Below are 21345 nucleotides of genomic sequence, written 5' to 3'. Positions count from 1 at the left end.
TTGTCTCGATCAGGGCTGGCGCGAACGGCGTCGCGCCATGACCAGGTCCACGGCATCGACCAGGGCGTCATAGAGCCGCAGCAGGCCCTGGTAGCCCATCTCCATGACTTCCTTGAGGCTGCGCAGCGGCGCGTCCACGCGCTCGTCGTCCAGCCAGTCGACCCATGCATCGGCACGGCCGAACGTGCACTGGATCAGTTGCGTCTCGCGCGCCATCGTCAGGTCTTCCATCCGCACGCCCAGATGCCGGTTCACGTTGCGTGTGACCACGGCCGGAAAATGATAGGTGCGGGGGCCACGCGACAGGCACACGCCCACCCGCGAACCTTCCTGCAGCGGCACGTCGATGGGCAGCACCACGCCCAGCCCGCCAATCGAATAGTTCTCGGTCTTGCAGGCCAGCGTGCGGCCATCGGGCAGCAGCAGCGTGGCGGGCACGCGCATCGGAATGCGGTGCGACACACGCACCTGGCGCGCCTCGCGCGCCACGCCAATGGCCGCGCCCAGCATCATCAGGTTGAACAGGGCCCAGGCCATGTTCATCAGCACCGTGGCGGGTTCCTCGGTGCCCCGGAACAGCAGCCGGGCAATGCCCGCACCCAGGCCGATCACGTTCACGGCCAGCAGGAACAGATACGGCTTGGAGATCGTCCAGTCCAGGTAGTCGTCGGCAATCTGGCCGCCCTTGGCCGTCACGTTGAACTTGCCCGCGCGCGGGTTGATGAAGGCCACCGTGGTGGGCAGCACGATGTACCACGCCAGCACCGACTCGTAGACCTCGGCCCAGAACGAATGCCGGAAGCGCCCCTGCAGGCGGGAGTTGGTGATGTTGGCGATCAGCAGGTACGGCAGCACGTAGGCCGTGATCAGCAGCGCCGACGTATTGATCACGTGCAGCCCGAAGTACAGGTAGGCAATCGGCATGGTCAGGAAGATCAGCCGGGGGATGCCGTAGAAGAAATGCAGCATCGCGTTGCTGTAGCACAGCCGCTGGAAGAACTTCAGGCCACGGCCCAGCATCGGGTTGTCCAGCCGGAAGATCTGCGCCATGCCGCGCGCCCAGCGGATGCGCTGGCCGATATGGCCCGACAGGCTTTCGGTGGCCAGCCCCGCCGCCTGCACGGTGCGCAGGTAGGCGCTGTTGTAGCCGCGCCGGTGCAGCTTCAGCGCCGTGTGCGCGTCTTCGGTCACGGTCTCCACGGCAATGCCGCCGATCTCCAGCAGCGGGCCGCGCTTGATCACCGCGCACGACCCGCAAAAGAACGTGGCGTTCCAGAAATCGTTGCCGTCCTGGATCAGGCCATAGAACAGGCTGCCTTCGTTGGGCACGCGGCGGAACGTGTCGAAGTTGCGCTCGAACGGATCGGGCGAGAAGAAGTGATGGGGCGTCTGCACCAGCGCGCAGTTCGGATCGGACAGGAACTCGCCCATGGTCATCTGCAGGAACGAGCGCGTGGGGATGTGATCGCAGTCGAAGATGGCGATGTAGTCGCCGTCGGTCTTCGGCAGTGCCGCGTTGATGTTGCCGGCCTTGGCGTGGTGGTTGTCGGTGCGCGTCAGGTAACCGACGCCGGCGGCCTCGGCAAAGGCGCGGATCTGTGGCCGGCGGCCATCGTCGAGGATGAAGACGCGCAGCTTGTCCGCTGGCCAGTCCATGCTGCGTGCGGCGTAGACGGTCGGCTGGATCACGCTCAGCGACTCGTTGTAGGTCGGGATGAAGACATCCACGGTCGGCCACTGGCCGGGGTCGGCCGGCAGGGCCTTCGGCTTGCGGTGCAGCGGCCAGGCCGTCTGCAGATAGCCGAGCGCCAGCACGATCCACGTATAGATTTCGGCTGCGTACAGCACGTAGCCGACTGCGGCCTCGATGGCGCTGGCAAACTGCAGCGTCTGGGTGGATCGCCACCAGATGTAGCGGCCCGCCATCAGCGTGGAGATGGCGATCATCGTGATGGTGGCCAGATGCCCCGGTACGCGCCGCACCACGCTCAGCACGAGCCAGACCACGGCGAACAGCAGAACCTGGTCCTCGAAGCGCAGCGGCGTGGTGCTGACGGCGAGCGCGGCGATGGCGGCCAGCACCAGCGACACCGGCAGCACGAACGGAATGCGGCCCACGCGCGCCGACACGGCCTCCGTGACATAGGCCACGCGATTCCAGTCGGGGCGCGGCAGGTGCGTCAGCACCTTGTGCCGCAGCCGCGACGCGGCATGCCACAGCGGTTCCAGCACGCGATCCATCCATCGACGCAGCCAGCCGGTGCGTTCGGGCTCGACGGCGGCGCGCTGCTTGCGCGGGTCGGCGGCAAGGCGCACGCGCGGCCTGGGCGGGCGAACGAAAAGGCGCCACACCCAGGTGCCGGCGGATGGGCGTTTGCCGATGCCGAGCCGCGCCACCGAACGCCGGTAGATCAGCGTGGCCCACTCCGCAGGAATGTCGGGCTTGCCGGGACGCGGCGGGCGGAAGAACAGGCGCAGCAGCCAGTCGCCGGCATGGGGCAACGGATGGGTACCGGTGCCCACGCCGAGTTCGCGCGCCAGCCGCTGGCGGGCCGACGCCATCCACTGTCGAAGCCGTGGCAGGCGCGTGTTCATGCGGGGCTCCTGGCCGGCGTGTTCGATTCGATCCACGCCGACAGCCAAGATGCCAGCCCATTCAGGTCGTGCGCGGCCTGCGAATGGGGCGTGCTGCGGCTGAAGCACTCGCTGCGCGCCAGGGCTTCGGGCACGCTGCTGTCTTCATGCACGTGGTAGGGCAGCATGGCCTGGCCCAGCGTGGCCTGCAGCATGGCGACGATATCGACATGCAACTGCCGCGCCGGCTGGAGCCGCGTTGCCACGTAGTGCGCGGTCTTGCCGCGCGCCTCCAGGCTGTCCGTCAGGCGGCGCAGCGTCAGGCAGGTTTCCGGCTGGGCCGGCACCAGTACCAGCACCAGGTCGGCGGCGTCGATGGCCTGGTTGGCATACGCCGACGGCCACGGCGCGGTGTCGATCAAGATGGCGCTGCCGGGCGGCAAGTCCACCTGTTCGATCTGGCGCGCCAGCCAGTTGGCGGCCAACCGCTCGATTGCGCCCAGCTCCGCGCTGTCGCCCCATGGCACGAACAGCACGCCGTCGTCGCTGCGTTGTCCGCTGGCTGCCCAGGCCGAGGCCGAGGCATCGTGCAGGTGCGCGCCGATGCCGTCGGCCGGGATATCGCGCATGCCGAAGTGGAAACCCAGCACGTTGCGCGGATCGCACTCCACGGCCAGCACCGGATGCTTGCGCCAGGTCAGCAGCGACGCCAGTTCGGCGGTCAGCGTGCTGCGGCCCGCGCCGCCGGTGGTGGAGACGATGGCGATGGTGGCGGCATCCGTCCGGGTTCGCGTGCTCATCGGCGTCCTCCGCCGGACTGGCGCTTGCCGCGGATCACCAGCGCATCGAGTTGCGGCGGCAGCCGAACGGCCCGCCGCGGACGTGGCGCGCTCCAGCGCGGCAGCCAGCGCAGCAGGTCCAAACGCCAGGTCACCCAGGCCAGCGGCGCGGCCAGGATCAGTCCCCAGATGAAATAGCCGAGAAAGGTAGCCATGGTCAGTCCTGACGTTTGAGGGGCACCGGATGGTGTTCCGGCAGCGCACGCGGGGCGGCGCCCGGGCCGGCGCGCCGAGGCGCCATCAAGGGCAGCGTGACCGGTGCGGCTTCCCTCGCAGGGGCGATGGAGAGGGCCGTGGCGCCCGGCGCTGCAGGGTCCGCGGGCACCGGCTGCGCCAGCGCGCCGGGCGATGCGTCTTCCGCCTGGCCTCGCGGCATCGGTTGCGCCGGCAGCCAGGTGCTGTAGTCGGGCGGAGGCAGTGCCGCAATCTCGGCCTCGAACCGGGCCAGCTCGGCGGCAATCGATTCGTTGTCGCCGCTGCGCAGGTCGCCCTGGAACAGATCGGCCATCGGGCGCTTGAACACGCGCTGGCAGACCGCGTCCACATCGTCCATGCGGCAGGCAAAGAAGAAGGCATAGACGCTGTCGCTGCCGGCCGTGCACAGGTCGCCGGCCCGGCTCATCTGGCAGGCGCGCAGCGCGTCGATATGCGCCACCTCGGGCAGCAGCGGCAACTCCAGCAGCACGTGCGGCAGCCGGATCATGCGGCTGCGCTCGACGGCGTCGCGCACCAGCGCGATAAACGTTGACGCGGTGACGTAGCCGCTGGCCGTGGTGGTCAGCACGGCGGACAGGGCGTTGTGATAGTCGGCCAGGATTGGCCGCGAGAACACCTGGCCTTGCAGCCCGTCGATCATGGCCTGCATGCGTGCGAACGGCGTGCGCTGCGCCACCACGGCGTTGGCGCCCAGGTTCAGCATCAGCAGCTCATAGTGCTGGCGCATGGCTTCGCGGTCCTCCCGGATCACGATCTTGAGGGCGCGTCCGGCGCTGCGGCGCAGCCGGTGCACCTGGCCGACCAGATTCTCCAGGTCGCGCATGCCGGCGTAGTGCAGGACCACCGTGGCCGCCACCGATTTGCTGGCGGTGGCCACGGCGGCCTCGTTGCTGTCCACCACGCGCCAGTCCTCGGGGATATACCGCTCGCGCAGCACCGCCTCGCGGCTGACGATCACCCGTTGCTCGTCGGGCGCCAGCATGCCGGCTTTTTCTATCGCGTCGCTATAGGTGTCCGATGCCACCAGCAGGCGATGCTCGTTGGGCGCGAAGCGCAGGCGCAGCACCTCGCCGGCCACCACCGCCTGGTTGTCGCGCCAGAACGCCACTTCCCACGTGTACTGGCCTTGCTGCTGCGACAGCTGCACCGCGCCGGCAAAGCGGCCATGAAAGCCGTGCAGGTCTGGCGCCGGCTGGCCTTCGGCCGCGGCCGGCGGCGCGATCACCAGCAGCAGCGCGCAGCGTTCGTCGGCGCACCATTCGCAAAGCCGCACGCCTTCATGGGCCAGTGCGGCGGCGTCGTGCCAGTTGAAGAACGCTTCTGCGCCTTCGATCAGGAAGGTCGTGCCGCGCGCGCCGCACTGCTCGACGAGGGCGTCCAGGGCTTCGATCAGCGCGTCGATGCCGGTACGGCCGGCGGCCGGTCGCAGCGCGCACAGGTTGGCCCGCGCGTGGAGCGCGCGGTTCACCTCGATATCGAGCCCATGCTCGCGCAGCGCACCGGCGATGTTGCCGGCGTCGCGGGTGGACAGCACGCAGGCGGGGCCGCGCAGCGCCGCGGCGGCGGTCTGCCAGAACAGCGCATCGCGTGCCGGGGACGGCCGCGCGTAGACCACGTGCGCGCGGCCCGGCGCCAGCGTGGCCAGGGCAGGGGCCAGGCCTTCGATGGCCAGCGTTGCCCGGGCGTGCAGCCGCGCGGTCAGCGGCGTGCGCGGCGGCGCGGTGCGCGGTGGGGCGGAGGTGCGTACGGCGTCATTCATTGCGGGTCCCTGGCTCATGGTGCCGCTCAATAGGCCGAATATGGCCGCACCGGCGTTGGCGGGAATGGTACCGGCAGCTGTCGCTTGTCGAACAGGTAGCGCAGCCAGGCCATGGCGCGATTCGGCGCATAGTCGCGCGAGCGGTCGATCGAGAAGCCGGCGCCCACCACCCAGTGCGGCGCCACCGTGTATTCGATCGTCGCGCCGAGCGTGTAGCTGAACCCGCCGCCCGATCCCCCGCCATAGGTGGCGTTGCCGCTCAGCGCCTGCAGGTCGGGCCGCGTCGGGAAGAACGGGGCCGCATCCTCATAGGTCCATGACCAGCCGGCGGACCCCAGCAGGCGCCACGACCACCTGGCGTAGCGGCCGGTCCAGTCCAGCGGCACGCCGACCGACACATAACGCTGGGGGCTGTAGTAGCCACCGTGGCCAAACGTGTAGAACCGCTGGTTCTCCGAGTAGTGCCACCAGTTGAGGACCAGGCCGCTGGTCACGCGCTGGTCCCGCTTCGTGTAGACGGGCACATCGAAGCCTGTCCGCAGCGTCACTTCACGGTTGGTCTTGACGTTGTCACCAGTGTAGAGGCCGGCACCGACGTCGGCAAACAGCCCCAGGCGGCCCACGTCGCGCGCGTAGCGCAGGTGGACGCCATTGCGCACGATGCCGCCCCAATGCTCGCCGGTGACCGGATCGCGCGCGCCGGCGTACGAGATCAGCGAACTGGTCTGCGCGCGGCGCGAGACATCGACGCTCACCGACTGCACGCCCAGGTCGGCCCGGTACCGGAAGCCGCCGACCACCGTGCTTTCGAGAAAGCCGAGCGGCGTGGTGCCGATATCGGCGCGCCAGCTGTTGTAGGCACCGTCGTATTCGTAGCCGGCCGCCAGCGCCACGCCCTTGTCGGTCTGTCCGATATTGCCCAGCCCGGCATTGCCGAGCGCGGGAATCTTGCCGAACGCCAGGCTGCTGGCCGGCGCGCCGCCGCGCAGCGTGCCGGCATCGAGCAGCACGGTGTCCGCATGAAAGAACGCGTGGCCCGCGTACCCGTGCGGAACACGCACGTAGAGCGGAATCTCGGTGGCATGCAGCCGCGAGATGCCGTCGTCGCCCGATTTGTTCGATTGCATGACGGCTGTCGCCACTTCGCCCTGGCGACGCGCCTCCAGCCCGGCCAGCGCGCGCTGGGCCGGCGTGCCTTCGGGGCCGGGCAGCACACTTTCGCGTTGCTCCAGCGGCAGCGCGGCGCGATAGATGCCGGCGGCCGCGTCGAACTCGCCGCGCGACTGGGCGATGCGGCCGCGCTGCACGGTGATGTCCGCGCGGCCCGGGTAGCGCGCGTCCAGATCGTCCACCACCTGCGCGGCTTCGTCCTCGTGGCGCATCGCGGTGAAGCGGCGCGCGATCGACAGCCGCGTGTCGATGTCGTCTTCCGGGGCTTCGGCCAGCGCCGTACGCACGATGTCGAGCGCCTGGGCCGTCTGGCCCATCCCTTCGTACTGCCGGGCCAGCGTGAGCTGGGCGCCGGCGTCGTGCGGGTGCGTGGCCAGCACCTGGCGTGCGGCATCGGCCGCGCCCTTGTAATCGCCACCGGCCTGGCGCAGGTCCGCCAGTTCCAGCAGCCAGCGGCGGTCGGCCTGCTGTGCGGCCGGCAACGCGTACAGCACCTGCTGCGCGCGCCGCAGGTCGCCGGCTTCGATCTGGCGATCGGTCTCGCGCAGCGCCAGCCGCAACGACTGGTCGGCAAAGTCGGCACGCTGTTCGGCCGTGATGCCGGGCAGGGCGGTCGATTCGGCGATCCATTGGCGCAGGGCGTCGTCCCGGTCGGCAGCCGCCAGCAGTTCGCCATAGCGCAGGCGGATATCGAGATTGGGCGGCTCCGGATGGGCAGCCAGCCAGTCGCTGACCAGGCGCAAGCCCTTGTCGGCATCGCCCAGCGCGATCCATTCGCGGCCGATCGAAGCCAGCATATGCGGATCGTCCCGGGCTTCCACGGCAGCCTGGTCGAGCAGCCCGCGCGCCTCGTCGTCGCGCCCTTCGGCCACGCGCTGGCGCGCCTCGCGCAGCATCTGCTGGGCGGCCAGGTTGTGGGCCAGGTTGCGCATGCCTTCCGAGCGGCTGGCCTCGGGCACGGCAGTCAGCGTCGCGGCCGCCGCGTCGATGTCATCGACACTGTTCAGATAGAGCGCGCTGGCATAGTGCATCTCGTTGCCGGGAGCGGCGCGCAGGCCGTCGTCCATGACGCTGCGGCCCAGCGCGGGCAGGCCCAGGTCGCGATAGACGCGCGCCAGCGTAAAGCGCATCCATGGGTCGTCGGGCCGCAGGCGGATGGCCGCCTCCAGGTCGCGGATGGCGGGACTGCGCTGCTGCCGGGCCAGCGCCTGATCCGCGCGCACCGACAGCAGGTCCGCCCGCATGGCGCGCAGTTCGGCTTCCGAGCCCTTCATGCGCGATGCCTGGCTGGCGATCAGCGGCGCCACTTCGGCATCGCGGCCTTCCTTCTGCAGGATGCCCACCAACGTGCGCAGCGCGCCAACGTCCGGTTTGGGCCGCGCCAGCATCTGGCGCAGCAACGTTTCCGACTCGCGGTTCTTGTTCTGCGCGACCAGGGCTTCGGCCAGGATGCTCTGCGCGTCCTCGTTGTTCGGCTGCTGGGCCAGTGCCTGGCGCGCCAGCTGCTCGGCCTCGGCGGGCTTGCCTTGCCGGTTCGCCTCGCGCGCCTTGGCCACCGTGCCCCAGAACGTGGCCGTGGCAATCAGGCTGCGCCATTTGTTGGCGGGATCGATCTGGTTGGCGCGCGTGAACAGTTCGCGGGCCTCGTCGTGGCGGCCCTCGCGCAGGCGCACCAGTCCCAGGCCGCCCACCACTTCGGCATCGTTGCGGCGCTTCTGGTAGGCCTGCTGCAGCGCGATGTCGGCCTCCTTCAACTGGCCACGCTCCAGTTGCGCCAGCCCGCGCTGCCTGGCCCGGTAGGCCGGGTCGGCCTCGAGCCGCTTCTGCGCCGCCACCTTCCTGCCCAGCGCGGCCAGCGTGTCCTGCGCGGCCTTGTCGTCGGGCGCCTCCTTCAGGTATCGCTCGAACCAGACGTAGTAGGCAGGGTCCTCATTGACGCGGTACAGCGTACGCCGCCAGATATCGAGCGCCGTGGCACGGTCGCCTCCGGGGCGTTGCGTCACCTCGTACAGCAGCGCCATTCCTTCCTGGCGCGTGGCCTCCCGATCGGTCAGCAGGTCGCCCAGCGCAAGCTTCAGCTGCATGTCGTTCGGGGTGGCGCGCGAGCGCTGGCGCAGTTCGGCGATGGCCCGCGTGCGTCCGGCCGGCGTGCCGGCCAGAATGCGATAGTAGTCGCGCGCCAGGCTGCCGGCCGGGGCGCCGCGCGGGAACAGCTTCTGCAGCCGCTGCACCGCCTCGTCGTCCTGGCCACTGCGCGACAGCAGCCGGACATTCGCCATTTCGCGCTTGTCGCGCGTGGCAATGCGGTAGGCGTCGTCAAGCTCCTGCGTCTCCGGGCTGTCGGGCGCCACGGTGCGCAGCTTCCTGAGCAGTTTCTCGGCCTCCGCCGGCCGGTTCGAGCGGATCTCGATCAGGCCCAGCAGCTTCAAGGCCTCGGGCTGGTTCGGGTCGATCAGCAGGGCCTTGTCCAGGATGCCGCGCGCCATGTCGGCTCGGTTCCTGGCTTCCCACATCCTCGCCGATGCCAGCAGTTGCGCCATCTGGGGCGAGGGCGCGGCGCGCGTGGCGGGGACGGGGTCTGCGGCAAGGGCAGGCATGGCGGAACTGGCCAGCAACAGCGCCAGCGTGGAGGCTAGCGCGTTGCGGGGCATGTGGTTTTCCAGGCCGGCACCAGCGTGCCGTCCGCGTCGAAGCGGAAATGTCCGTCGAGATGGCCCAGGCCGAACAGCACCAGCACCTGGCTGTAGTAGCCGAACGAGGGCTGCGCGGCCAGCGTGCGGGCGCGGCTGGCCTGGGCGCGGGCGGCATCGCCCATCCCCAGCGCGGCCAGGTACGGCGCCACGGCGGCGGAGAAGCCCGCGTTGCCGGCATTGGGGCCGAAGGTGCCGGCCTGCGTGTCGACGTGCTCGGGCGGATGGCCGTGGGCCACCACGTAGTCGGCCATCGGGCGGAAAGCGTGCAGGACCGACGTCCGCGACGGATCGCGCGCAGCGGTCATGCCGGCCCACAGATAGACGCGGATCGCGTTATACGAGCCGTCTGCCCTGGTCTCGGCATCGGGCTGGAAGCCGTGGCCCTTGCGGTACAGGACCCAGTCCGGCGAAAAGCCCTTTGGCGCCGTATCGACGATCAGCCGCGCCGAGGTGTCGGCCATCGTTTTCCAGGCGCCGTCCTCGGTGCCCAGCACGGCCGCCAGCCGGCGCATCACGGGCAGCGGCACATAGCTCGGATTGAGCCGCCAGATATCGGGCGCGGGATGAAAGCCGGTCGGGCCGGGCAGCAGCGTGCGGCCCATGCCCGGCAGGACGGCCGTTTCCTCGCGCAGCACGCGCCGCGCTACCAGTGTGCCCAGCGCGGTATAGCGCCGCTCGTTCCAGAGCCGGCCGGCTTCCAGTAGCGTGTAGGCGATCCACAGGTCGGCATCCGACGCGGGATTCGGGTCGATCACGCCCCATGTGCCGGCCTGTTCGCCGTGGGTGCGCTTGCCCCAGATCCATGCTGGCAGGTGGGCCGTCAGGTCGCCCTGGGCGAGGTTGTTCTCGGTCCAGGCCAGCAGCTTGTCGAAGGTGGCGCGGTCGTTGGCCACCAGCGCGAAGAACAGCCCGTAGGATTGTCCTTCGGACACCGTGGCCTGCTGGCTGGTGCTGGCATCGATCACGCGGCCATCCTGGCTGATGGTGTCGCGCCGAAAGGCGTCCCAGTCGGTCCACTGGCACTGGGCCGCCACGGCGGACATGGCCGCGCCGCCCATCGCCAAGGCGATGGCGCAGCGTAGGGAGGCGCGCCGCAGCCAGGCCCGTGCCCGCCGCACGTCAGCCCCCGTTGCGGCGTGCCGCCAGCCGGCTCAGCGCCCAGAACAAGGTCAGCGCCACCAGCAGCCCGGCCAGGATGCCGGCAATCGCCAGCAGGGCGGGGTGCGCCGACATCTGCATCCACAGGCGCGCGTACCAGGGCAGGTTGCCGACGTAGTAGGTATCGCCCAGGCGCAGGCCTTCCAGGTCGCGCTGGCGGATCACGGTCAGGTCGCCGCGGATCTGCGCCACCTTGCCAGGGTCTTCCAGCACGTCGAGCACATCGCGCACGCGGTCGTCGGTGGAGGCGGTCAGCGCCACCACGCTGCGGCGTTCCGCATAGGGCGACTCAAAGCCGATCAGCGCGGCCAGCGGCCCGTCGGCGGTCAGGATCGCGCGCCCGGCCGGCGAGATGTTCTCGGTGTCCACGCCGCTCAGCCAGTTCGACCAGGCGTGCGCGCGCTGGTCGCGCAGCGCAATCTCGGTCTTGCCGCGCTCGATCAGCAGCGGCAGCGACTTGCCCCATTGCTGCAGCACCTGCGCGGCGCTGCCGGTGCCGATGATGACCAGATCGCGATCCTTGACCGAATCGATGGCCTTGGCCGGCGTCACGGTCACGCGCAGCGCCGGCAGGCCGGTCCACTTGCCCATGTGGCCCAGCACGGTCAGCAGGGCCTCCTGGTCGATGGCGCCCGGCGCGTCGGGGATCACCACGGCGGTATCGGCCAGGTCGGCCATGCGCGTGAACGGGTAGCCGCTGTTGGCGAAGAACGCCAGGTTCGGCAACTGCGCGTAGTGCAGGAATCCGCTGAAGTCGATCGACGAGTCCGGGTCCACCGCGGCGCGCGCCACGTTGGCGGCGCTGGACGAGCACAGCCCGGTCTTCTGGGAGTCGATGTGGAAGCGGAACTGCATCTGGTTGTTGCTGCCCACGCGGAACGCGGGAATCAGGATCTCGTTGCTGACGCTGGCGCTGCCGCCCGACAGCAGCGGCACGCTGACGAGGTTTTCGTCGGTCTGCACGGTGAGCGGCTTGAGCCGGTACGACCGCACGAGCTGGTCGTTCACGTCGATGCTGAGCACCGAGTCGTTGTAGGTGGAAGGCGCCGTGTAGCGGTACTTCATGTTCATCGGCACCGCGCGGTCATTCCAGCCGAACAGGTCGGCGGGCACCTTCAGGTTCACGCGGATCGCATCGGGGCTGGCGCCAGACACCTGCAGCTGCTGCGGGTCGGTCACCAGTTCCTTGAACATGACCGGACGATCCACAGGCGCCCAGGCCGGCGCGTCATAGGGCCGGCGCGGCTTGCCCAGGTCCACGGTCTTCACCAGGGCACTGGCGCCGGCCATGCCGGCCTTGCCCAGCACCACCGCATTGGCCGCCACTTCCAGTTCCTGCGGCGTGCGGCCGGCCAGCACCAGCAGCTTGCGGGCCGGGTTGGCGGGGTTGGGCAGCACGCTCACGGTGGGGCCTTCGATCCTGTCGATACGGACGCCGTCAGGCTGGGCGTTGGGCAGTACCAGGGCGATGGCGTGGGCATCGGCCGGGGCGGCGCGCGCCACCGGGAAGCGCAACTCGCGGTAGCTCGCCAGCGCCCCGAGCCACGATGCCACCACCCCCGCGGCGCGCAGCGTCACCGGATCGGCATTGGCGGGCAGCACGAACGGCACGGTGACGCGACGGTTGTCGCGGCGGTCGAAGAAGGGCGCCGGCAACAGCGCAAGGTTGTCGGGCAGCGTGACGGTGGACTTGGTCAGCGTCAGCGTGCTGGTGGGGCTGATGTCGGTCCACAGGCTGGAGTGGTACGGATCTTCGCAATGATCGAGCGTGTAGTGCGCGATCATCTGCACGTTGATGCGGTTGAAGTCGGTGAAAAAGCGCGGATCGAGATCGATTTCGCGCGAAATCTGCTGGCCTGCATGCTGCGGGTCGAGCGGCAGCGTGGCCACCACTTCGTCATTGAGCCGGATCTTCAGGTGAGACAGCGGATAGACCAGCGACGGCGAATACGTGAAGACGAGCTTCAGTTTGGCCGCCGTCACCACCTCGTCGAGCCGGACGCCGACGTTGACGGTGCGGTCGGGATCGACCCCGCGCAGCGCAATCGTGTAGTTGGCGCCCATCTGGGCAAAGGTCAGGGTCTGAGTCTTTCCGGGAGGCGCCGCCGCCACATCCGGCGTCGCCGAAGCCACCGGTGCCGGCGTAGCCGAAGCGGCCGATGCTGCAGCCTGGGCGGCAGCTTCCTGGGGAAGCACGGCCGGAAGGAAGGCCGCCAGGAAGGCCATTGGCATCATGGCCCTTCGCATGCAGCCACGAAGCCGGCCAGACACGATTTCCGTCATATCGGGGCGCCCTCTATGAATGTCGCGCAGCAATGACTGCGTTCTGGGAATACTGCGTGGCGAATATAGCACGCCACTTTCGGCTGGCAGCAACGGTTTGCAGGAAGGCGCAGGTGAATTAAGAAAGATTCACTTCATACGGCTGACCGCCTCTAAAAACTTTTAATGGCTTGGCGCCGGGCCGGAAGGCTTGGCCGTACGACATGCCGAAATTGCATAAAGGCAGCGTCGGCCATATGGAAAAATGCCGTACCTCCTCCTTTCCGTGCCAAGAGAACCACCATGTCCGAAGCCGTCGTCCTGCTCAACGGGGATCTTCTCCCACTGTCCGAAGCCCGCATTCCCGTACTCGACCGTGGCTTCATCTTCGGCGATGGCATCTATGAAGTGATTCCGATGTACAACGGCAAGCCGTTCCGGGGCGCGCAGCACCTGGCGCGCCTGGCGCGCAGCCTGGCCGCGATCGGCATTCCGAACCCGCATACCGAATCGGAATGGCTGGCACAGATCGACCGCGTGGTGCAGGCCAATGGCATGTCCGACCAGATGATCTACATGCAGGTCACGCGCGGCGTGGCCCGGCGGGCGCATGCCTTCCCGAAGGAAGTCACCCCGACCGTGCTGATCATGACCAACCCGATGGCGCTGCCGCCGGCGGCGTCGGTGGCGCAGGGCGTGGCGTGCGTGACGATGGAAGACCGCCGCTGGCTCAACTGCCAGATCAAGTCCACGTCGCTGCTGGGCAACGTGCTGGCCGCCCAGGTGGCCGCCGAGGCGGGTGTGACCGAGGCCATCCAGTTCCGCGACGGCATGCTGACCGAGGCATCGGCGTCCAACGTCTGGGTCGTGAAGCAGGGCCGCGTGGCCGCGCCGCCCAAGGACAACCTGATCCTGGAAGGCATCCGCTACGGCCTGATGGAGGAGTTGTGCGCCGCGATGGACATCTCGTTCGAAGCCCGCCGTATCACGCGCGAGGAGGTGTTCGGCGCCGATGAAGTGATGATCTCGTCGGCCAGCAAGGAACTGCTGCCGGTGGTGACGATCGACGGCACCACCATCGGCACCGGCAAGCCGGGCCCGGTGTTCGAGCGGCTGTATGCGGCGTACCAGGCTGCCAAGGCGGCGCTGTAATCACATCCGCGCCGCGCCGGAGGTGCGTGCTAGCATGGCCGCTGCGGGAGACCACCGATAGGAGGCTGCTCATGGCCAAGCGCGCACGCAGCCGGCGTGTCATCAAGGAAGAGGTGAGCCGGCGGATCCAGAACATCGACGAGATCGCGGACGACGGTGCAAGGGTGCGGGTGCCGGACCCGGAGCCGCACGCGCGCGATACGCGTGGGCGCAACTGGGACATGGCGCGCTTTGGCAATGCGCGGGGCTACGAGGCGTCGATCCGCGCAGTGGTCGATGAAGTACGCGACGAATTCGATCTCATCGACGATCCGGCCAGCTCGGTGCCCAATCCTTTCGGCGACTGAAGCGTCCCGGCGGCCCCGTCAGGACGCCAGCCCCGTGGCAACCGGCAAGGGCTGCCAGCCCTCGATGGCCTTGGCCGGCAACGGCTGGGCGAACAGGAATCCCTGCCCGACGTGGCACCCCTGGTCCTGCAGGAACTGGCGCTGATATGCGCTGGTCACCCCTTCGGCCACCACATTGAGCTGCCGCGCCCGGCCGATGCGGATCACGGCCTCCACCAGTGTGCGCGTGGCCTCGCTGGTTTCCAGATCCAGCAGGAAGCTGCGATCGAGCTTGATTTCCTCCACCGGCAGGCGCGTGAGCTGGCTCAGGCTTGAAAACCCCGTTCCGAAATCGTCGATCGACAGCCGTACGCCCAGCCTGCGCAGCGCGGCGATGGTGGCTTCCGCTTGGGGCGTCTGTTCCAGAAAGACACCTTCCGTGATTTCGATGGTCAGGGCGCCGGGCGGCAAGCCGTTTGTTCCCAGCGCCTGGGCCACCACATCGGCCAGGCCGGGGTCGCGAATGCAGATCGGCGACAGGTTGACCGATACCGCCGGCACGGCTGCACCCGCGTCGTGCCACTGTGCCAGCTGGGCGCAGGCCTCGCGCACGGCCCAGTAGCCGAGCGCCACGATCAGTCCTGATTCCTCGGCCAGTGGCACGAAGACCGACGGCGATACATCGCCGCGGCGCGGGTGCGGCCAGCGGGCCAGCGCCTCCACGGCCCAGAGGCGGCCGGTCCCCAGGTGAATCTGCGGCTGGTAGTGCATGCGCAGCCGGCCATCGGCGATGGCTTCGCGCAGTTCGCCTTCCAGCGTGCGCCGGTCGCCCAGTCGGCGGGCCAGTGCCGTGTCGTAGAGGCAGACCTGGTTGCCGGGGTCCCGCAGGCGCTGGCGTTTGGCCTGGTACACGGCCAGGTCGGCATGATGCAGCAGCGTCTCGCGGTCGCGGGCCTGCTCGGTCAGCAGGCTGATGCCGATGCTGGCCGATGGCGACAGGCTGAGCCCATGGCCGATGCCGACCGGGGCGCCCAGCGCCTGCAGCAGTTGGCGGGCGGCGGCCAGCGCGGCATCGCGCGCGTGGCCCGGCAGCAGCACCGCGAATTCGTCGCCGGACAGGCGGCCCACCATCGCATCGGCATGGTGATCGTGTGCCACATGCTGCAGCCGCGTGGCCACCTCGATCAGGAAGCGGTCTCCCGCCACATGGCCCTGGACGTCGTTGACGCGCTTGAAGTCGTTGAGATCGATGAACAGCAGCGCCAGCGGCGTGCCGTCGGCGTTGGCGCGCGCCACGGCGTCGTCGGTGCGCGCCAGCAGCAACTGGCGGTTGGGCAGGCCGGTCAGGGCATCGTAGTAGGTCAGCCGGTGGATGCGTTCCTGCGCCAGGTCCCGCGACAGCGCCAGCGCACACAGGTCCGCGGCCACCGCCGCCAGGTTCTCGTGGAAGGCATCGGGCAGGCGCGGCGCCGTAAAGCACAGGCCGAAAGTGCCCAGCACCCGGCCGTCGGCGGCCCGTACCGGCGTGGACCAGCTTGCGGCCAGGCCGGCGGCCTGCGCCACGCCGCGCAGCGTTTCCCAGCGCGGATCACGTGAGATGTCGTCGACGGCCACGGGCTTGCCCAGGAAGGCCGCCGCGCCGCACGAGCCCGCTTGCAGGCCGATCGGCATGTTGTCGAAGGCGGCCATGGCATCGGCGTCGGCGGACGGCATGGCCACGGGCTTCAGGCGTCCGTCGGACACCCGCATCACCGCGGCGATGGCGCCCGGCGCCATGCGCTCCACCCGGCGGCACAGGTCGGCCATGATGTCGGCGGTGGGCAGGTCGCGCGCCAATGCCTCGAGCGTGCGGTGCTGGATCGATTCGCGCACCTTGGTGGCGGTGATGTCCGTGAGCACGCTGACCGTGTTCGTCATGGCTGCGGACGGCGGCGGGGCCATGATCGGACTCACGGCCACCGACAGCCAGCGCGGCTGGCCGGCCTTGTCGGCCACCAGCGACTCGTGCTGGAGCGGCTTGCCCTGGGCCAGCGGGGCCAGCAGGGCGTCGATCACGTCGGCGCGCGCGTTGAGCGGCTTCAGCAGTTCATGCCAGGGCCGGCCCACCGCCTGGTGCCGGGCGTAACCCAGCAGCCGCGCGAAGCCACCATTGACGTGGCAGATGATGCCGCGCCCGTCGGTGATCATGACCGGGTTCTCGGCGTGATCGAGGCACAGCGACAACATGCGCAGGCCGGCCGGGCTAAGCGTTTCGCCCCGTTCGTCATGGTGATCGCACAGAAAGGCGGCGAACTGCACGTCCGGGCCGGCATCGCCATCCAGCGGCGCGAAGATCGTCGTATGGATCCATACATGACGCACTGTGCCGTCGGGCCGGGAGATGGCGATCTGGCGCGCGGACTCGGGCTTGCCAGTGTCCGGCACGCTCAGCGGGCCGAGCGCCAGGGTGCTGGCGCATCGTCCGAGCACGGTCGATCGCTGGAGACCCCACAATGCCTCGGCTGCGGCATTGAACAGGGTGACCTGGTTGCGCGCGTTGACGGCGACCACGGCATCGATCGCCTGTTCCAGCGCCTGGGTACGCATGCTGTCTATTTCTCGTTATCTTGGGGAATTCGTGGCGCGCTACCGGCAAGCTCCCTCGATTGCCGTCCATCCGCGCGCACCCCGGGAGTGTAAGGCCGATCCCTACTGCCGAAGGGCAGGGTTTGCCCGGTTTTTTGTAGAAATTGCAGCCGCACCGATCTGTCGGGATGCGTCCGTCTCTCGCCCACTGGGCCGGCGCCGACGGCGCGGCGGGGGAGGCCGGAATTAGAGGGTTTCCTCGGAGGCTCCCTCTGGAACGCCGGCTGCATCAGTCCACCGACACGATGATGGCGACCCGCCGGTTCTCGGCGCGTCCGGCGGCCGTGCGGTTGTCGGCGATCGGATGCCCCTTGCCCATGCCACGGATTTCCAGGCGGTCGCGCGGAAAGCCGCAGCCCGCCAGTACGCGGGCCACGGCCTCGGCACGCCGGCGGGAGAGCAGCAGGTTGTATTCGACGGTGCCGGCGTCGTCGGTATGCCCGTCGATGCGCAGCGATTCGATACCGGCGTCGTGCAGCATGTGGCCCATGCGCTGCAGCGCGGCCTGGCGCTCGGGCGCGATCACGTCATCGTCGAAGCGGAACAGCACCTTGTGGGGCAGCCCCAGTTCCCAGCCACTGTCGGTCAGCGTGAATCCCTGGTTTTTCAGGACGGCCACCTGCGCGGGGGTGAGCTTGCCCGGCGGGGGCAGGGTGGCGCAGCCCGGAAGTGCCAGGTACGCCGCCACCGCCAGCGCCGCCGCTGCGGCGTGGCGCAGGTGCAGGCGGCGGGCGGCGTGGAAGTCCGGCATACCGGGTCGGGTCGGCTAGACGCGGGATTCCGGTGGGGCGGCCTCGGCACTGCGCCAGGTGGCGCCAGACTGGCGCTTGGCGCCGTACATCGCGGCGTCGGCCGCGTGCAGCAGGGCCGTGCCGTTGCGGGCGTGGAGCGGATACACGGCCACGCCGATGCTCAGCGGCGCGACGATCGAGCCGCCGTCGGGCAGCCCCATCGGGCTGGTCATGGCGTCCAGGATGCCTTCGGCGATATCGACGGCATCGTCGGGCTGGCGCAGCCCCGCAATCAGCACCGCGAATTCGTCGCCGCCCAGGCGGGCCACGCAGTCGCTGTCGCGCAGGCAGGCGCGGATGCGCTGGGCGATGCCGACCAGCACCGCGTCGCCGGCGGCGTGGCCATGGCGGTCGTTGATGCCCTTGAAGTCGTCACTGTCCAGATAGAGCACGGCGGCGTACTGGTTGCGGGCCGCCGCGGCGCGGACGGCCAGGTCAAGCGCCTCGGCAAACGCGGCGCGGTTGAGCAATCCTGTCAGGCTGTCATGTGTCGCGCGGTGCGCCAGCGAACGGTTCTCGTGCTGCAGCTGCTTCTGCCAGGCCTCCAGTTCGTCGAGCAGCACATTGAAGTCCTCGGACAGCGCGTTCAGTTCCTCGATGCGGGCCGGCGGCATGCGCTGGCCGAACGCGCGTTCGGAACGCACGGCGTGGGCCACGCGCATCAGGTTGCGTAGCGGATCGACGATATTGGCCAGCATCCGGCTGGACATATAGTGCGCGCCCACGGCCGTCAGCAGCAGGCAGGCCACCAGCCCGAGCACCCCCTGCAGCAGGAAATGCAGCAGGGCGATGGGGTCACCGGTGACGCGCACGCTGCCGACCTGCTGCGATTCGTGAATGACGGGCTGGTTCACCGGGCCCGATGTCAGCAGGTCGCCCGCCATCGCGCGCAGCGCCGGCAAGCGGTCCTGGCCGGGGCGCTGCCACGTCGCCAGCGGCTGGTCATCGCGATCGAAGACGGCGACGGCGGCCAGGTCTTCGGCGGCGGCGATGGCCGACAGCGTGTCGGCGGCCGCCGCCTCATCGCGGAACACCACCGGCGCCTCGACCGTGTAGGCAATTGATCGCGCCACCAGCCGCAGGTTGTGATCGGCATAGGCGCGCAGCGCGGTCAGGCCCAGGAACGTCAGCGAAATGCCGACCGTGAGCACGGCGATCAGCGCCACGCCCATGTGGATGCGGCGCAGCGCGCCATACAGCGTCGGCCGCGCGTGGGCGCCCGGGGCGGGGCGGGCGCGCTGGGCCGGCAGGCCAGGCGGAGGTCGAACGGAGGCGCGGCGGCCGGGCAGGTTCATGATGCCGGTGCCTTGCGGCGCCCCAGTTGCAGGACGCCCGGATGCACATGGATGCCGCTGCGCGCGATGGCGTCGAGATTGATGCGGAACGACACCTGGTGTTCGCGGATGCTCAGGCAGAACATGCTGCCGCCCTCACACTCGAAATCCTCTTCGGTCATCACCAGCACGGGTTTGCCGACGAAATAGGCGGTCAGCGCCCGGCGGCGGGCATCGTTCATGGCCCCCAGGTACAGGGCGTCGCACTGGGATGCCAGCGATTCCGGCAGCCCGTCTACCCGGCGGGTCTCGACGAGCCGGCCGGTGGACAGCGTGCCGCCTTCCATCAGCTTGCCCGCAAAGCGTGCCGAACCATCGACGCACAGCCGCACGGTTTCGCGCTCGCCCGGCCAGCGTGCGTAGCTGAGCAGGCTCATGACCACGCGGGCGACGGCATCGGGGCGCGATACGGGCATGGCCGGCGCGGAAGGACCGGAGGGACCGGACGGTGCCATCGCCGGCACGGCGGCGGATGCGGGGGCCGGCGGCGCCGACGCCCGGGCGGGTATCGGCCGATATGCAACCACCAGCAACGCCAGCATCGCCAGGAGCGCCGGCGGGGCCAGGCGGACACGGCGGCGCACGGCGCGCGAACAGGAAGATGGGCGTAACGCGGAGCGCGGCAATTGGGCTGCGGGCGAAAGTACGGTCGGGCCGGTGGAACTGGCGGGTGAGAGACTCCATGTAGGTTTCGGCGGGATCTGCAAAAACTGTAGCCACAAACGCCTGCGTCCGCATCCGGGCCAGATGCCCTAGGCCGGCCGGCGGAATGGATGTGCTAGAGTTTTTGGCAACGCGCGCGCCTGCCAGCGTCTTGTCCTGTCGTGTTCCAACGGAGATACATCATGACGAGTGAATCCAGACCGCAGTTGAAGGCTTTTGTGCAGACCGCGCCCCAGGCCGGGCGCTACGTATGGGTCATCGCGCTGGTGGACTTCGGCGCGCAGCAGATCCGGCGCACCATGGTGTCGGACGACACCTTCACCACGGCCGACGCCGCCCGCGTGGCCGGCGAGGCCGAACTGAAAGCCATGGCCGCCGACCACTGAAGTCCGGCGGCCGCATCCCTCCCGCTGCCGATACCCTGGCGCCCCGATCGCCGGGGCGGTAACGCCCAGACACGCTTTCTTACATCACACCGGGTGCGCGGTGGGTAAACTGCCGTTCGTTCGTTTACATTTGTCTATGGCATTTTTCCTAAAAGAAGAGGGATCACCTTGAATCGCCATGCTTTCCTGCGCGCCGCCGCCGGCGCCGCGCTGCTCTGGTCGGCTGCGGCCTTCACGCCCGCTGCGCTGGCCCAGGTCAATATCAATATCGGGATCGGCACCCCGCCGCCGGCGCCGATCTACGAAGCCGTGCCGGCACCCCGGGCGGGCTATGTCTGGGCGCCCGGCTACTGGGACTGGGACGACCACTATCGCAAGCACGCATGGAAGCAGGGGCACTGGGTGGCCGCCCGACCGGGCTATATCTATGAGCAGCCGCGCTGGGTGCGAGCCAGCAACGGCTGGGTGATGCAGCCCGAGCGTTGGAATCGCGGGCCGGACTACGATCGTTATCACGGCCACGATCGCGATGACTACGACGGTGACCGCCCCCGTGGCGGCCCACGCGGCTACCACTGCCCGCCCGGCCACGCCAAGAAGGGCGAGTGCTAGCGTACCGACTACCGCGCCCGATACCGGCAATCTCACGATGCGGTGCCGGGCGGCGGTGAGCCCATGCTAGGATTTCCGGGCTCAGCCGATCTTCCGGAGACTCGACATGGCCAAGCAGGTCTTTACGCGATCGCAGTATCTAGACATTCTCAATGACAGTCTGCGCCGGCATCCTGGCTTCCAGCCCGGCATGGCCTTTGTGTTCCTGCCGCCGGGCGCCGCTGCCAGCCAGGCATCGGGCGTGGGCTGCACGGGGCCCTTGGAGGCATTGCCCGTGTATTGCGAGATCGAGCGCGTGGCGTCCGGCCTGATCGAGGTAAAGGACAGCTAGGCCGCCAGGGCGGCCCGGCAAGAAAAAAGCACCCGCGGGTGCTTTTTTCGTATTGGCTTCAGCCTTCGTCTTCCTCGTCGTCGAGGAATTCGCGCCGCAGCATCCAGTTCTTGATGGCTTCGTCGCAGACCTTCTTGAGCCGGCTCTTCTCGGGCAGCTTGTCGAACATCTGGAAGTTGACCAGCGCCATGCCGGCATCGGTAATGTAGAACAGGCGGTCCGGCTCGTCGTAATGGACAAGCCGTCCGTCGATACCCGACTCCTCGCTGTCGGCGGGCATGTCCTCCAGCTCCACGACGCGGCACGAGAAGCGCGGATTGTGGGTGTGGGTCAGGTATTCGAATTCGTCGTGACTGACTTCACCGCCCTTGCTGGCGGTGATGGCGAAGCCCCAGATGAACCGGGGCATCGGCAGATCGGACAGATCATCGATCTCGTCCATGTCATCCATGTC

Annotated in this window: 17 protein-coding genes; 5 read left to right on the top strand and 12 right to left on the bottom strand. The window is 69.0% G+C overall.

Annotated elements, in window-relative coordinates; translation table 11 throughout:
• Positions 1-9: 9 nt before the first annotated feature.
• From bcsA to bcsB, 7 genes are all read right to left on the bottom strand, one after another.
• Positions 10-2595 (bottom strand): UDP-forming cellulose synthase catalytic subunit, encoded by a 2586-nt coding sequence (bcsA, locus tag D9X30_RS26855; protein WP_153945388.1) that lies wholly within the window; start codon positions 2593-2595, stop codon positions 10-12.
• A complete protein-coding gene (gene bcsQ / locus D9X30_RS26850; RefSeq protein ID WP_153945387.1) occupies positions 2592-3374 on the bottom strand; it encodes a cellulose biosynthesis protein BcsQ in 783 nt (260 codons plus the stop codon). The genes bcsA and bcsQ overlap by 4 nt, the downstream gene beginning before the upstream one ends.
• Positions 3371-3568 (bottom strand): hypothetical protein, encoded by a 198-nt coding sequence (locus D9X30_RS26845; RefSeq protein ID WP_153945386.1) that lies wholly within the window; start codon positions 3566-3568, stop codon positions 3371-3373. The genes bcsQ and D9X30_RS26845 overlap by 4 nt, the downstream gene beginning before the upstream one ends.
• A 2-nt stretch (positions 3569-3570) precedes the next feature.
• On the bottom strand, positions 3571-5406 hold the full coding sequence (gene bcsE / locus D9X30_RS26840) for a cellulose biosynthesis protein BcsE (protein ID WP_228770715.1): 1836 nt from the start codon (positions 5404-5406) through the stop codon (positions 3571-3573).
• 8 nt (positions 5407-5414) lie between these two features.
• On the bottom strand, positions 5415-9209 hold the full coding sequence (locus D9X30_RS26835; RefSeq protein WP_153945385.1) for a cellulose synthase subunit BcsC-related outer membrane protein: 3795 nt from the start codon (positions 9207-9209) through the stop codon (positions 5415-5417).
• Positions 9191-10309, bottom strand: a complete 1119-nt coding sequence (bcsZ, locus tag D9X30_RS26830) for a cellulose synthase complex periplasmic endoglucanase BcsZ (protein ID WP_153945698.1) — start codon at positions 10307-10309, stop codon at positions 9191-9193. The genes D9X30_RS26835 and bcsZ overlap by 19 nt, the downstream gene beginning before the upstream one ends.
• A gap of 61 nt (positions 10310-10370) precedes the next feature.
• Complete coding sequence (gene bcsB, locus D9X30_RS26825) at positions 10371-12644, bottom strand: cellulose biosynthesis cyclic di-GMP-binding regulatory protein BcsB (RefSeq protein ID WP_228770714.1); 2274 nt, start codon at positions 12642-12644, stop codon at positions 10371-10373.
• A gap of 330 nt (positions 12645-12974) precedes the next feature.
• On the opposite strand from bcsB, the gene D9X30_RS26820 reads away from it, so the two are divergent.
• Positions 12975-13823, top strand: a complete 849-nt coding sequence (locus D9X30_RS26820) for a D-amino acid aminotransferase (protein ID WP_153945384.1) — start codon at positions 12975-12977, stop codon at positions 13821-13823.
• A gap of 71 nt (positions 13824-13894) precedes the next feature.
• Positions 13895-14170, top strand: a complete 276-nt coding sequence (locus D9X30_RS26815; protein WP_153945383.1) for a hypothetical protein — start codon at positions 13895-13897, stop codon at positions 14168-14170.
• An 18-nt stretch (positions 14171-14188) separates the two neighbouring features.
• Here D9X30_RS26815 and D9X30_RS26810 read toward each other — a convergent pair whose 3' ends face one another.
• The 4 genes from D9X30_RS26810 to yfiR form a co-directional block, all read right to left on the bottom strand.
• Positions 14189-16735 (bottom strand): EAL domain-containing protein, encoded by a 2547-nt coding sequence (locus tag D9X30_RS26810; RefSeq protein ID WP_153945382.1) that lies wholly within the window; start codon positions 16733-16735, stop codon positions 14189-14191.
• Between the two features lie 268 nt (positions 16736-17003).
• Positions 17004-17525 (bottom strand): outer membrane lipoprotein YfiB, encoded by a 522-nt coding sequence (gene yfiB, locus D9X30_RS26805; protein ID WP_153945381.1) that lies wholly within the window; start codon positions 17523-17525, stop codon positions 17004-17006.
• A gap of 15 nt (positions 17526-17540) precedes the next feature.
• Entirely contained in the window at positions 17541-18860 is a 1320-nt protein-coding gene (gene dgcN / locus D9X30_RS26800) for a diguanylate cyclase DgcN/YfiN (RefSeq protein ID WP_153945380.1), read from the bottom strand.
• The gene (gene yfiR / locus D9X30_RS26795; protein ID WP_487523637.1) at positions 18857-19315 is read right to left on the bottom strand and encodes a regulatory sequestration protein YfiR; all 459 of its coding nucleotides are present in this window, start codon (positions 19313-19315) and stop codon (positions 18857-18859) included. Before yfiR ends, dgcN begins: the two co-directional genes overlap by 4 nt.
• Before the next feature lie 429 nt (positions 19316-19744).
• On the opposite strand from yfiR, the gene D9X30_RS26790 reads away from it, so the two are divergent.
• The 3 genes from D9X30_RS26790 (at position 19745) to D9X30_RS26780 (ending at position 20891) form a co-directional block, all read left to right on the top strand.
• Positions 19745-19948 carry a hypothetical protein gene (locus D9X30_RS26790; RefSeq protein ID WP_092594216.1) on the top strand — a complete coding sequence of 68 codons (204 nt, stop codon included), beginning with the start codon at positions 19745-19747 and terminating at the stop codon, positions 19946-19948.
• Positions 19949-20116: 168 nt separating this feature from the next.
• On the top strand, positions 20117-20560 hold the full coding sequence (locus D9X30_RS26785) for a YXWGXW repeat-containing protein (protein WP_153945379.1): 444 nt from the start codon (positions 20117-20119) through the stop codon (positions 20558-20560).
• Positions 20561-20666: 106 nt separating this feature from the next.
• Entirely contained in the window at positions 20667-20891 is a 225-nt protein-coding gene (locus tag D9X30_RS26780; protein ID WP_153945378.1) for a hypothetical protein, read from the top strand.
• A gap of 58 nt (positions 20892-20949) precedes the next feature.
• On the opposite strand, the gene D9X30_RS26775 is transcribed toward D9X30_RS26780, so the two are convergent.
• Positions 20950-21333, bottom strand: a complete 384-nt coding sequence (locus tag D9X30_RS26775; RefSeq protein WP_194946436.1) for a hypothetical protein — start codon at positions 21331-21333, stop codon at positions 20950-20952.
• Between the last annotated feature and the right edge of the window lie 12 nt (positions 21334-21345).

It is taken from the genome of Cupriavidus sp. U2 (genome assembly GCF_009663685.2).
Lineage (GTDB): Bacteria > Pseudomonadota > Gammaproteobacteria > Burkholderiales > Burkholderiaceae > Cupriavidus > Cupriavidus necator_C.
Note: the sequence above shows the minus strand (reverse complement) of the source record. Positions and strands in the feature narration are given on the sequence as shown.

Coding starts and splice junctions, on each gene's coding strand:
- D9X30_RS26845 (WP_153945386.1), bottom strand. CDS start 3,568: ATGGCTACCTTTCTCGGCTATTTCATCTGGGGACTGATCCTGGCCGCG.
- bcsQ (WP_153945387.1), bottom strand. CDS start 3,374: ATGAGCACGCGAACCCGGACGGATGCCGCCACCATCGCCATCGTCTCC.
- D9X30_RS26835 (WP_153945385.1), bottom strand. CDS start 9,209: ATGCCCCGCAACGCGCTAGCCTCCACGCTGGCGCTGTTGCTGGCCAGT.
- D9X30_RS26790 (WP_092594216.1), top strand. CDS start 19,745: ATGACGAGTGAATCCAGACCGCAGTTGAAGGCTTTTGTGCAGACCGCG.
- dgcN (WP_153945380.1), bottom strand. CDS start 18,860: ATGAACCTGCCCGGCCGCCGCGCCTCCGTTCGACCTCCGCCTGGCCTG.
- D9X30_RS26810 (WP_153945382.1), bottom strand. CDS start 16,735: ATGCGTACCCAGGCGCTGGAACAGGCGATCGATGCCGTGGTCGCCGTC.
- bcsB (WP_228770714.1), bottom strand. CDS start 12,644: ATGATGCCAATGGCCTTCCTGGCGGCCTTCCTTCCGGCCGTGCTTCCC.
- bcsE (WP_228770715.1), bottom strand. CDS start 5,406: ATGAGCCAGGGACCCGCAATGAATGACGCCGTACGCACCTCCGCCCCA.
- yfiB (WP_153945381.1), bottom strand. CDS start 17,525: ATGCCGGACTTCCACGCCGCCCGCCGCCTGCACCTGCGCCACGCCGCA.
- D9X30_RS26820 (WP_153945384.1), top strand. CDS start 12,975: ATGTCCGAAGCCGTCGTCCTGCTCAACGGGGATCTTCTCCCACTGTCC.
- yfiR (WP_487523637.1), bottom strand. CDS start 19,315: ATGCCCGTATCGCGCCCCGATGCCGTCGCCCGCGTGGTCATGAGCCTG.
- bcsA (WP_153945388.1), bottom strand. CDS start 2,595: ATGAACACGCGCCTGCCACGGCTTCGACAGTGGATGGCGTCGGCCCGC.
- D9X30_RS26775 (WP_194946436.1), bottom strand. CDS start 21,333: ATGGACGAGATCGATGATCTGTCCGATCTGCCGATGCCCCGGTTCATC.
- D9X30_RS26780 (WP_153945378.1), top strand. CDS start 20,667: ATGGCCAAGCAGGTCTTTACGCGATCGCAGTATCTAGACATTCTCAAT.
- D9X30_RS26815 (WP_153945383.1), top strand. CDS start 13,895: ATGGCCAAGCGCGCACGCAGCCGGCGTGTCATCAAGGAAGAGGTGAGC.
- bcsZ (WP_153945698.1), bottom strand. CDS start 10,309: ATGGGCGGCGCGGCCATGTCCGCCGTGGCGGCCCAGTGCCAGTGGACC.